Source organism: Kribbella sp. NPDC104740 (genome assembly GCF_055583505.1).
Window position 1 is genome coordinate 79586 of record NZ_JBVJNV010000005.1, and the last position, 11747, is coordinate 91332.

9 protein-coding genes are annotated in these 11747 nt (G+C 70.0%); 5 read left to right on the top strand and 4 right to left on the bottom strand.

From position 1 onward, the window contains the following. Nucleotides 1-244 precede the first annotated feature (244 nt). The 4 genes from ACZ6Z4_RS25945 to ACZ6Z4_RS25960 all read left to right on the top strand — a co-directional run bounded on the left by ACZ6Z4_RS25945 (nucleotide 245) and on the right by ACZ6Z4_RS25960 (nucleotide 5247). Entirely contained in the window at nucleotides 245-1501 is a 1257-nt protein-coding gene (locus ACZ6Z4_RS25945; RefSeq protein ID WP_465569408.1) for a glycosyltransferase, read from the top strand. A 97-nt stretch (nucleotides 1502-1598) separates the two neighbouring features. Continuing rightward, a complete protein-coding gene (locus ACZ6Z4_RS25950; protein WP_465569409.1) occupies nucleotides 1599-3125 on the top strand; it encodes a DUF4185 domain-containing protein in 1527 nt (508 codons plus the stop codon). Then, a complete protein-coding gene (locus ACZ6Z4_RS25955; RefSeq protein WP_465569411.1) occupies nucleotides 3125-4720 on the top strand; it encodes an RICIN domain-containing protein in 1596 nt (531 codons plus the stop codon). Before ACZ6Z4_RS25950 ends, ACZ6Z4_RS25955 begins: the two co-directional genes overlap by 1 nt. A 44-nt stretch (nucleotides 4721-4764) precedes the next feature. Continuing rightward, nucleotides 4765-5247, top strand: coding sequence for a hypothetical protein (locus ACZ6Z4_RS25960; protein WP_465569413.1), 483 nt, complete (start codon nucleotides 4765-4767; stop codon nucleotides 5245-5247). Between the two features lie 63 nt (nucleotides 5248-5310). Here the strand turns inward: ACZ6Z4_RS25960 and ACZ6Z4_RS25965 are convergent, their stop codons facing one another. From ACZ6Z4_RS25965 to ACZ6Z4_RS25975, 3 genes are read right to left on the bottom strand one after another with little or no spacing between them, the layout of a single operon-like run. Then, nucleotides 5311-5751: an iron chaperone gene (locus tag ACZ6Z4_RS25965; protein WP_465569414.1), complete on the bottom strand. Its 441-nt coding sequence runs from the start codon at nucleotides 5749-5751 to the stop codon at nucleotides 5311-5313. A 45-nt stretch (nucleotides 5752-5796) separates the two neighbouring features. Then, on the bottom strand, nucleotides 5797-6402 hold the full coding sequence (locus tag ACZ6Z4_RS25970) for a glyoxalase (protein ID WP_465569416.1): 606 nt from the start codon (nucleotides 6400-6402) through the stop codon (nucleotides 5797-5799). 40 nt (nucleotides 6403-6442) lie between these two features. Further along, nucleotides 6443-6793: a VOC family protein gene (locus tag ACZ6Z4_RS25975; RefSeq protein ID WP_465569418.1), complete on the bottom strand. Its 351-nt coding sequence runs from the start codon at nucleotides 6791-6793 to the stop codon at nucleotides 6443-6445. Nucleotides 6794-6971: 178 nt separating this feature from the next. Between ACZ6Z4_RS25975 and ACZ6Z4_RS25980 the strand changes: the two genes are divergently transcribed. Next, entirely contained in the window at nucleotides 6972-9788 is a 2817-nt protein-coding gene (locus ACZ6Z4_RS25980) for an ATP-binding protein (RefSeq protein WP_465569420.1), read from the top strand. On the opposite strand, the gene ACZ6Z4_RS25985 is transcribed toward ACZ6Z4_RS25980, so the two are convergent. Then, entirely contained in the window at nucleotides 9781-11316 is a 1536-nt protein-coding gene (locus tag ACZ6Z4_RS25985) for a threonine/serine exporter family protein (protein WP_465569422.1), read from the bottom strand. The two genes, ACZ6Z4_RS25980 and ACZ6Z4_RS25985, sit on opposite strands and share 8 nt — an antisense overlap. Nucleotides 11317-11747 lie beyond the last annotated feature (431 nt).

Consider the following 11747-nt stretch of genomic DNA (forward strand, 5'->3'; position numbering starts at 1 on the left):
CGTCCAGAGATGACCAGGGACCCGGCAGGGTCCGAGCACGAGAGCGGGGTATCACCGCGTGGCCCCGGTCGGACCGGGTCACTCCGTACGCCGTACGGAGCCGACGGGCCGGGGATCAGCTCCCCGCCGTCACACCTTGGAATCGCACCAGCAGCAGTAAACCACGCCGGAAGTCCGGCGTACTGAACCGGTCTAGACGGCTAGCATCGGTGATTCGTGTGCCGACTGGCTCTGGGGTGGGCTCGTGCGAATCGCTTTGGTGGGGATGGGAAGCCGTGGGGACGCGCAGCCGATGGCTGTGCTGGCCGCCGAGCTGATGGGGCGCGGGCACGACGTCGTCCTGGCGACGTCGTCGGACCTGGCCTGGATCGGGCCGGCGTTCGGCGTACCGACCGTCGACATGGAGATGAGTGCGCGCGAGTTCCTGGAGTCGGAGCAGGGGCGGCGGTGGCTCGCGGCCGGGGACGTCGCGTCGTACGTGCGCTGGCTGATCGACCACAAGCACCAGATCGCGGACCAGCTGCACGCTTCGTTGCTGGAGCTCGTCGAGGGCGCCGACGTGCTGGTGTCGGGGACGGCGACCGAGCTCGAGGGTGTCGTGATCGCGGAGAGCCGGGGGCTGCGGTACGTCGCGGTGCACCACGCGCCGATGCGGCGGAACGCGGCGTTTCCGCACCTGCTGGTGTCGACCGACGTGTTCTCGCCCGAGGAGAACCTGGCGACGTACGACGAGGTCGAGCGGAACAGCTGGCCGCTGTTCGCGCCGTTCGTGAACGATCTGCGGGCGAAGCTCGGGCTGCCGAGCACCTCGGAGACTTCGTCGCGGCGGCTTGCTCGGGCGGGCGCGTTGGAGGTGCAGGCGTACAGCCGGTACGTCGTACCGGAGTTGGCGGAGTGGGATGTACGGCGCCCGCTCACAGGGTTTCTGACGCCCTCGCCGTCGCAGCGCGCTGCGTTGCATCAGTCGGCCGGCGACGGGCTGGTGGAGTGGATCGCCGCGGATGAGGCGCCGGTGTACTTCGGGTTCGGGAGCATGCCGGTGCTCGATCCGCAGGCCGCGCTGACGCTGATCAGCAAGGTGAGCAGCTCGCTCGGGGTGCGCGCGCTGGTCGGCGCCGGGTGGAGCGAGGTCGCGGCCGGGGCGTCCGACGACGGCAAGGTCCGCGTGGTCGCCGAGCTCGATCACGAGGCGGTGCTGCCGCTGTGCCGCGCGGCCGTCCACCACGGCGGAGCCGGTACGACGGCCAGCTCGCTGCGCGCCGGGTTGCCGACGGTCGTGTGCTCTATCTTCGCGGACCAGCCGTTCTGGGGTGCGCAGCTCGGGCGCCTGGGCGTGGGGACGACGTTGCCCTTCACGCAGCTGACCGAGCTCACGCTGCTCGACGCGCTGGAACCCGTGCTCACCGAGGGTTTCCGGGATCGCGCGGCGGAGATCGGCGCGCAGCTGCGGGCGGAGCGGGCCGCCGTACAGACCGCGGACGCGATCGAACGCGCGTCCTGATTTCACCAGGACTTCAACCGTTGACCTCGCGCGGGTGGGCGGTTACGTTGGCTGGGAAATCGATTTCTCTCGCGTCCGCCCCCGCTAGGAGATCCGTATGCCGAAGCGTTTCGCCCTCCTCCTGCCACTCGCGCTCGGCGCCGCCCTGCTGCCCGGCACCTCTCCGCCGGCTGCGCTGGCCGGCGCCGTACCGGCGCCTGCGACTCAGGTCGCCAAGCTGACCGGGCCCGGCTCGATCAACGACACCGAGGCCCGGTTCGCCTTGAAGGCGACCGATCTCGGGATCCTCTGGGACAACGGGTCCGGCGAGATCCTGACCGCGTTCGGCGACAGCTACGGGAGCGGCTGGACCGGTCCGGGCGGCGGTGTCGGTGACCCGGCGACCATCGACTGGCGGTGCAACCTGCTGTTCCGCAGCAAGGACCGCAACCTGGCCGACGGGATGACGCTGGACAGCGCCGCCGCGGACCGGCCCGGGCACGCCAAGGAGTTCCTGGGCTGCAAGAAGATCGACCGCGACGAGCACACGGTGATCCCGACCGCCGGTGTTGCCGTGGGCAAGCGTCAGTACGTGCAGTACATGTCGGTCAACTACTGGGGGCCGGCTGGCAGTTGGTTCACCAACTACTCGGGTTTCGCCTACTCCGACGACAACGGCGAAACCTGGACGAAGGATCCGAAGGCGCGCTGGGTCAACGACAGGACCTGGTCGAGCAACTTCCAGATGACCGCGCTGGTGCGCTCCCAGGGCTACGTCTACATGGTCGGTACGCCGAACGGCCGGTTCGGGAACGCTCACCTGGCGCGCGTTCCGGAGAAGCAGGTGCTGAACAAGGGCGCCTGGCGGTACTGGGACGGGCGGTCGTGGTCGCCGCGGGAGAGCGCGGCCGCGCCGATCGCGATCGGGCCGGTGAGCGAGGTGTCGGTGCAGTGGAACGCGCACCTCGGGAAGTGGCTGATGATGTACCTGGACGAGCAGCGGGCGTCCGTCGTACTGCGGTCGGCAGCGTCGCTGACCGGGCCGTGGAGTGGTGAGAAAGTCGTTGTCAAGGGCACCGACTTTCCGGGGCTCTACGGGACGTTCATGCATCCCTGGTCGTCGGGGTCCGATCTGTACTTCACGATGTCGCAGTGGGATCCGTACAACGTGTTCCTGATGCACACCAAGCTGACCGACGACGGGTCGGTGACGAACCTGGTCACGGATCCTGGGTTCGAGGAGCAGGCGGGGGCGACGCCGTCGGCGCCGTGGCAGTTGAACGGGCGGGGTGGGATCGACTCGACCGATCTCGGGCACAGCGGGTCGCGGAACGCCTATCTGCGGGACTCGATCGGGGCGCACTCGGTGCAGCAGAACGTGGCGGTGCGGCCGGGGCATCGGTACCGGTTGTCGGCCTGGGTGCGGACGGCGGAGAACAACCGGGACACGGTGGTCGGGGTTCGGACGTTGTCGGGGCGGGCTGTTTCGTCGAAGGCGGGTGGCGCGCATCCGGCGTACGAGAAGGTGAGTGTCGAGTTCGACTCCGGGCGTGAGTCGTTGGTGCAGGTGTACGCCGGGTTCACCGGGCACGGGCAGGACGTGTGGTTCCAGCTCGACGACGTGGTGCTCGAGGAGATCCGGTGATGCGCCGCCTGTTGCTGGCGATCGCTCTGCTGGCCGGCGTTCTGGTCGGTACGACGAGCGCTTCCGCGCAGGTCGAGGCGACCGGGCAGTTGCTTCGCAGCGACACCGGGCTCTTCCCGCGCGCCGTACGGCTCGAGCACAACGGCGCCGCGAACGGGCGAATCCTCGCGAGCGTCGTGACCTTCAGCGGGAACAACGGGCTCGGGGCGATCTACGAGAGCACCGACAGCGGCGCGACGTTCGCGCAGGTCGGAACGGTCGCCGACCCGGGGTCGGCCGGCGGGAAGGGCTTGTGCTGCGCGACCTTGTACGAGCTGCCGCAGCAGGTCGGCGCGATGCCGGCCGGGACGATGCTGTGGGCCGCGTCGGTCGGCGCGGACGCGCGGCCGATGGCGCTGAGGATCTGGAAGAGCAACGACCTCGGGCGCAGCTGGTCGTACCTGTCGAACTGCGCCACGGCGCCGAACATCAAGGGGTTGTGGGAGCCGGAGTTCTCCGTTTCTTCCGATGGGCGGTTGGTGTGCCACTACGCGGACGAGACGGATGCGGCGCACAGCCAGAAGCTGATGGAGACCCGCAGCGTCGACGGGATCACGTGGACTGATCGGAGCCCGACGGTGTCCTCGCCGACGTTCGGGCACCGGCCCGGCATGCCCGTCGTACGGAAGCAGCCGAGCGGGACGTACGTGATGGTGTACGAGATCTGCGGGCTCGGCGGGCAGTACGACTGCGTGGTGCACACGCGGACGTCCGGGGACGGGTGGAACTGGGGGTCGCCGGCGGCGCTCGGCGTACGGGCGCAGACTCCGGACGGGAAGTACTTCACGCATGCGCCGACGCTCGCGTGGTCTTCCAGCGCCGGTGCACCCAACGGGAAGCTGCTGCTGGTCGGGCAGATCCTGCAGAACGCGAACGGGACCATTGCCGCTGACAACGGCCGGACGGTGTTCGTGAACACCGAGGGGTCGAACGGTCTCTGGTACGAGATCCCGGCACCGGTGGCGGTGAACAACCCGGTGAACAACTTCTGCCCGAACTACAGCTCGCCGCTGGTCCCGTCCGCGGACGGCTCGCGGGTGCTTCAGCTGGCCAGCGACTGGGACGGCTCGGTGTGCAAGACGTACTACGCGTCCGGGTCTGCGATCGGCACCCAGGATGCTGCGGGCGTGGCGAATGCGACGTACCGTCTGGTGAGCGCCCAGTCGGGCCACTGCCTCGACGTCGCTGCCGACTCCCGCGTGCCTGGCGGGAACATCCAGCAGTGGACCTGCAACAACCTGGGCCCGCAGAACTTCCAGTTCACCTCGGAGGGCAACGGCTTCTTCCGGCTGCGCGGCCAGAACTCGCAACTCTGCGTCGAAGTCGCCAGCAACTCCTCGACCCCCGGCGCGAACGTCCAGCAATGGACCTGCCAGGACGGCGGCTGGCAACGCTGGCGAGCCGTCAACGTCGGCCGCAACTACTACAAGTTCATCGGCCAGAACAGCAACCTGTGCCTGGATGTCGCCGGCGGCTCTTCCACCCCTGGCGCCAACGTTGCGACCTGGACCTGCAACAACCTGCAACCCCAGACGTGGCGCTTGGAACCACGCTGAAAACTTGATGGCGGTGAGCTGCGGGCTCCTGCGACGATCGGCTCATGGACGTCGTCGTACAGCGGGTACGGACGAGCTGGACCACACAGTCACGCGGAGGAGCCGCCGCGACGGTCCCGAACGCCGTACCCATCGCCTTCCCGGTGCCGCGGGCGCCGCGGCCGATGCTGCACTCGGTCGTCCAGACCGAGGCGAACGCGTTCGAGCCGTTCGACGAGGTGGTCGAGCTGCCGGGGACGCCGCGGAAGGTGCTGTTCGCGACGGGGCTCGAGCTGACGGATGAAGGCGACGCGCTTCGGGTGTACCCACAGCTTCGGTATCCGATGCCGCCGCGGGGGCGGCGGCCTCCGGCGGTTCGGGTGGAGCGTGGGGAGTGGCTGCGGTGGCAGCTCAACTACCGCGAGTCCCGGAACGCCGGGTGGGTGTACTCACTCGACACGTTCAACGTCGCGTACGGGGACGTCGGTGCGGAGGCCTTTCTCGGTGCGCCGGACCAGCTGGTCGAGGAGCTCGGCCTCCTGCGCTGAACGCGCCAAGGCCCAGGTCAGATCCGTGGGGATCTGGGCCTGGGCCTTTGGGGGTTGGCGGGGTCAGTTGACGGCTTGTTCGACCAGGGCGGTGATGCGGGACTCGGTGGCCGGGGTGATGGCGGTGAGGGCGTAGGCGGCGGGCCACATGGTGCCGTCGTCGAGGGCGGCCTGGTCGGTGAAGCCGAGGGTGGGGTAGCGGGACTTGAACTTGTCGGCGGGCTGGAAGAAGCAGACCAGCTTGCCGTTCAGGGCGTAGGCGGGCATGCCGTACCAGAGCTTCGGGGCGAGCTGGGGAGCGGCGGTGGTGACGACGGTGTGGACGCGCTCGGCGATGACGCGGTCGGTGTCGCTCATCTCGGCGATCTTGGTGAGGACGTCGCGGGCGGCCTCGGCGGCCTTCTCAGCGGCGCTGGTGCGGCGGGCGGCCTTCTTCTGGTCCTTGGCGTGCTCCTTCATCGCGGCCCGCTCTTCGGCGGTGAAACCTTCGTACGTCGCGGTCATCGCGGTTCTCCTTGCAGATGTTGGGTCTTCGGGTGTTGGTTGAGGTCAGGCGGCGGTGGTTTCCCAGACGAAGCCGTCGGGGTCGGTCAGGGTGGCGTCGCTGCCGAGGACGATGCGGTGCGAGCCGCTGCCCTCCGCGGAGACGCCGGCGTCCTTGGCGAGGGCCCGCCGCGGGTACAGCGCCAGCGTGACCGGGGACTCGGTGCTGAACTCGACGTACTTGCCGCCGAAGCTCTTGCCGACCGGCAGCCCCTGCTCGACGTAGAAGCGCTTGCTGGCCTTGACGTCGGCCACACCGAGCAGCAGGGCGACCTGGTCGATCTCGCGGGTCACCGGGTCGGTGTCCTTCTTCTTCGAGGTGGCGATCTTCAGGATCGTGCCGTCCGGGGCCTGCAGGATGCCGCCGTACCCCCAGAAGGACTTCACGGCCGGCTTCAGGACCGTGGCACCGGCGGCGACCGCGGTCTCGACGATCGCGTCGACGTTGCCGGGCTGGGCGACGACCAGCGAGATCGCGAAACCGCGGAAGCCGGTCGACGGGCCCTCGGCGGGGCGGACGGTGACGTAGCTCTCCAGACCGGTGGCGCGGTAGAAGTCGGTGGCGGCGGCGGTGTCGGAAACTTCGAGGGTGACGGCGTCGAACGTGGTCATGACGGGGTTCCTTTGCGGGAGAATGCGGGTTTGCGGGGTTTCAGCTGTCCTGGAGCAGGCCGAGGACGTTGCCGTCGGGGTCGATCACGGTCGCGACCCGGCGGCCGGCGCCGACCTCGTGCGGGGCCTCGTGGACGGTGGCGCCGGCCTCGGTGACCTCGGCGAGCTTCGCGTCGAGGTCGGCGACGTGCCAGTACGCGACCGGCGACGTCATGCCCTGCGGACCACCGTCCGGGACCAGGCCGATGTGCTGGCCCTCGGCGTCGAAGCCGACGTAGTACGGCGAGTCGGTCTGCGGCTCGACGCCGAGCAGGGCGGCGTACACGGTCTTGGCCTTGGTCAGGTCGGAGACGGGGTGGAGGACGGTCAAGATGCCGCGGGTGCTGGTCACGGTGGCTCCTGGAGGTCGGGGGCCGGTGCGGCCCGCTGTGTTCGTGACTTCAGTTTTTCGGTTCGGGGTACTGGTCCACATCCGTGCTGAGCACGGATTCCGGTACGGAAAGCGACCACGGGGACGCGGTACGGAAACCGCTCCGTGCTGGGTCCCCGGATGGGGGAAGATGGCCCGCATGACCGCCGTCGCCGAGATCTCGCTCCGTGAGTCGGAGGTGCTGGAGCTGGTCGGCGCCCACCTCACCAACGCGGAGATCGCGGCCCGGCTGCACATCTCGGTGCGCACGGTGGAGAGCCACGTGTCGTCGCTGCTGCGGAAGCTGGAGGTGTCCGATCGGCGGGCGCTCGCGCAGGGTGCCGCCGACCGTCAGGGGTCGCTTGCGGAGAAGACGACGGACGCACGCCCGTCTCGACCAACTCTGTTACTGCCCGCGCCTCTCACTTCGTTCGTCGGGCGGAATGGCGAGAAGGCTGCGCTGCTCGACCTGCTCAAGGCTCATCGTGAGGTGACTGCGGTTGGGCCCGGCGGAGTCGGCAAGACTCGGCTGGCGTTGGCTGTGGCAGCTCAGGCTGCGAGCGAGTACGACGGAGGCGTCTGGTTCGTCGATCTCGTGCCGGTGGCCGACGCGGACATGATCGCGACGGCGATCGCGGGGACGCTCGGGCTCGGCGAACAGCCGGGGCGGGACATGACCGAGTCGGTGGTGGCCGCGTTGGCCGATCGGCAGGCGCTGCTCGTCCTCGACAACTGCGAGCACGTCGTCGACGGTGTCGCGGTGCTGCTCGAGCGGCTGCTCGCGGCGTGCCCGCGGGTCGCCGTACTGGCGACGAGTCGGGCTCGGCTGATGGTGCCGTTCGAGCGCGTGTACGCCGTACCGCCGCTGTCGCTGCCGGCTGACGGAGAGTCGGACGCGGTGACGCTGTTCATGGAGCGCGCGGCGGCGGGTGGATCGCCGCTCGCGGAGGCGGATCGTGAGCGGGTCGCGGCGATCTGTGAGCGGTTGGACGGGATGTCGCTGGCGATCGAGCTGGCGGCGGCGCGGTACCAGACGCTCGGGCTGGACGGGATCGCGGCGGCGCTGTCGCATCCGTTGCGGATGCTGACCGGTGGGTCGCGGGCTGACGAGCGGCATCGGTCGGTGCGGGCGGCGCTGGACTGGAGTCATGCGCTGCTCGAGGCCGAGGACCAGGCGTTGTTGCGGCGGGTGTCGGTGTTCGTGTCGCCGTTCACTGTCGCTGCGGCTTCGGAGGTGACGGGGGTTGAGGATTTCCTCGTCGCTGAGGGGCTGGCTCGGTTGGCGGAGCAGAGCTTGCTGGTGGTGACCGCGGTGGGCGGCGGTACGGCGTACCGGGCGTTGGAGACGATTCGGCAGTACGCGACTGAGCGGTTGAGCGACGCGGGCGAGCTCGCGGATGCTCGGGCTCGGCATCTGCAGTGGTGCTTGCGGCAGGCTGCTTCGCTGGCTGTGGCGCGGGTTGACTGGCGGGCTGGGTTTGATGCGGTGGCTGATGATCTGCGGGCTGCGTTGGCTTGGTCGGCTGAGGTTGAGCGGTCGGATGCTTATCGGCTGGCGCTGGGGTTGGCGGAGCTGACGTTCACGCGGACGTTGATCGGGGAGTCGCAGCAGCGGTACGAGCAGGCGGCTTCGCTGGCCGATGACCCGCGGTTGGCCGCGGATGCGTTGCGGCTTGCGGCGGCGGTGGCGGGGTGCCGGATGCGGGGGGATGACGTGTACCGGCTGTACCGGGCGGCGGCTGAGGCTGCGCTCGGGGCGGGGGATTCGGCGGGGGCGGCGCGGGATCTGGCGACGGTGGCGCTGACGTCGTACCGGTTCGCGGGGAACTTCGTACGGCGGTTGGCGCTGGAGGAGACGGATGCGCTGATCGCGCGGGCGCGGGGGTTGGTTGCTGACGCTGACGAAGGTCTCGGGCTTGAGGTTGCTCGGGCGACCGTTGCGGTGGCTGAGGCTGGGCAGGCGCTGAATGCTGCGGTGATGACCGTGGAGGGGCATCCGGGTGACACCGTCGCGGCGACGATCGCGCTGGCTGAGCGGGCAGTCGAGTTGACTCATCAGGCGGGTGATCGGCTGGCGGAGTCGGTTGCGCTCGACGTACTGACTGGTGCTTTGAGCTGGGCTGGGGAGACGTTCGGTGCGGCGGCGATGACGCAGCGGCGGATGGAGCTGCTGGCGTCTGCGGCGCCGACGCCGGCGGCGACGCATGAGCTGATCGAGGCGCTCGCGGAGGCTGCTGAGGCGAGCCTCGGGACGGGGGATCTGCAGGCGGCTCGGCGGTGGGCGGGGCAGCTGGCGGATCATGCGCTGCTGGCTGAGGTCGGGCATCGGGCTACCAACTGGCTGCTGGTTGCTGATGCGTTTGCGGGGAACGTCGATGAGGTGTTGGCGCGGAGTGTTCGCTTCCTGGATGCGTGGGAGCGGGCCGGCCGGCCGGCGGGGTCGTCGTTGAGTCCGGCAGTGACGGCGGTCGCGATGGTGCATGGGATGCGGGGGGATCGCGAGGCGCAGCGGGAGTGGTTGGGGGTGCTCGAGCAGTTGGGTACTCCGGCTGAGCAGGCCTCCGGGTATGGCGCGGTGTTCGACACGTTGTTGCTGCTGCACGACGGGGACGTTGCCGCGGCGCTCCAGCGGGTTTCGCGGGAACCGGATGAGGTGTGGAAGTGGGTGACGTGGATCTGGCACCACTGGTACGTCGCGCTGCGGGCTGAGACTGCGGTGCTGGCGGGTGGTGCGGATGCGCGTGAGCGGGTGAGTGAGGCGCGGGCTGTGGTTGCTGGGAACCCGATTGCTGCGGCGATGGTGGATCGGGCGGAGGCGTTGCTGGACGGCGATCGGGCTGCGGTGCTGGCGACGGTTGCGGCGTTCGAGGCCGCTGGGTGCGGGTATCAGGCAGCGCGGACGTTGGTGCTCGCGGGTGGGGAGGACGCCGTACGAGGGAACGCCGCGCTGGTGGAGCTGGGGCTCACAACTACTTAGATCTGCGGGAGCGGCGGGACGTCGTACGGCGGGGGCGCGGCTGGCGGGGGCGGATCGGGCGGCGGGGGCCGACGAGGCGCGGGCCGGCCAGGCGGTCTTCGAGGCGGCGGGCTTCGCGGCGGATGGGCTGGGCGACGTACTCGCCGAGGATCACTCCGGAGGCCAACGCGACTCCGATCGCGACCGCGGTGGCGAGGCTGACGATGCCGATCAGCTGGCCGCTGCCCATCAGCTCGAAGAGGCCCTTGTAGATGGTCAGCCCGGGAAGCAGCGGGATCGTGCCGGAGACGACGACCACCAGCGGCGGGACGCCCGTACGGCGACCCAGCGAGTAGCCGGCGAGGCCGACGACGAAGGCTGCCACGGCGGTCGACCACGCCGGGCCGAACTGGGCCTCGGCCATCAGCGTGTACGCGAGCGAACCAGCCGCGCCGACGAGTGCGACGGGGAGCAGCGAGCGCAGTGGTGCGTACGACGCGTAGCAGAACGCCACGGCCATCAGCGCGCCTGACGTGACCATCACCGGGAGGTTCGCGAGCTGGATCGTCTGCGCCTCGATCGCGACCGGGAGGCCGAGTTTCAGCCCGAGCGTGAGGCCGAGGCTGACCCCGGCGATGATGCCGCCGGTGAGCAGCATCGCCTCCAGGAGCCGGGCCGCGGCGGTCACGTAGTACCCGGTGATCGCGTCCTGCACGGCACCGGTGAGCGCGATCCCGGCCAGCAGCATGATGATGCCTGCGGCAACGACCAGGGACGGTTTGACGGGCGCGTGTACGGCGTACAGGACGAGCGCGACCGCGGTCGCGACGAAGGCGCCGGCGACCTGCTGGTAGAACGCGGGGAGGCGCTGGCGGTTGAACCAGCGGTTGCTCAGCTCGATCAGGACCGCGGTGACGACGGCGATCGCGGTGATCAGCCAGCCGCCGCCGAGCAGCAGCGTCGCGCCGCCGGCCATCACGCCCCACGCGAGCACCGAGCTCCAGCGCGGGAACGGCGGGCCGGCGGAGACGATCCGGGCCAGTTCGCGGCTGGTCTCCTCGCGGGTCAGCTCGCCGCGGGCGAAGTGCCGGACCAGGCGGTCGACGTCGGTGAGGCGGGAGAAGTCCTGGCTCCGGTACCGGACGACGCGCATGTGCGTCTCGGGTGCGACGTCGGGCGCGGCCTGGTAGGAGATCGCGATCGAGGTGAAGGTGATGTCGACCTCGCAGCCGCGCAGCCCGCCCGCCGCGGTGACGCCGAGGATGGTGGCGGTGGCGTCCGCCGTACCGGCACCGCTGGAGAGCAGGACCTCGCCGATCCGCAGGGCGAGGTCGAGGGTGCTGTAGAGCTCGCGCTGCTCATCGCGGGCTTGCTGCTCCTCGGCGGCCCGGTGGTCGTCGGCTCGCCGTCCGCCCTGCCGGCGGTCGACCGCGTGATCCTCGCGGACGGCGTCCGCCAGGCGATCCTGGACGACGCCCGGCGGGCGCGCGTCGTGGATGTCCTGCCCGACCTCGTGGATCTGGCCGACCTCGCGCTCACCGTTGGACACCGTGCTCCTCTCGTCGCCTGACGCTAACGCCCACCGGGGCTGCGTACCCAACCGGACGTGCATCACTCACCAACTCGCGCTCGGGTCGTGCTTGCGCGCTCAGCCCCGCTTGGCGAGGTGGGGTTGGTGAGTGGTGGGCGTCCGGGCTGGGCCGATGCGGACGTGAGCCGGCGGAGGGGCTGACCCTCTTGGGCGGTGGGCTGGTCGCCGTTGTCCCGCCGGGGCACGTTGTTCGAACGTCCCGCCGCTGCCGGCGGAAGAGCGTTGGTGCGGTTCCGGGACGCGCTGCACGACGTACGGCGGTTGTGTCGCGAGGTGCCGGGATCAGGGCTGAGCTGGATCGGGTGGGCCGCGGGCGGGGTTGGTGGGTGGTGGGCGTCGGGGTGCGTGGGCGGGGTTGCTGTGCGTGTAGCACAGCAATCGCTTTCCGG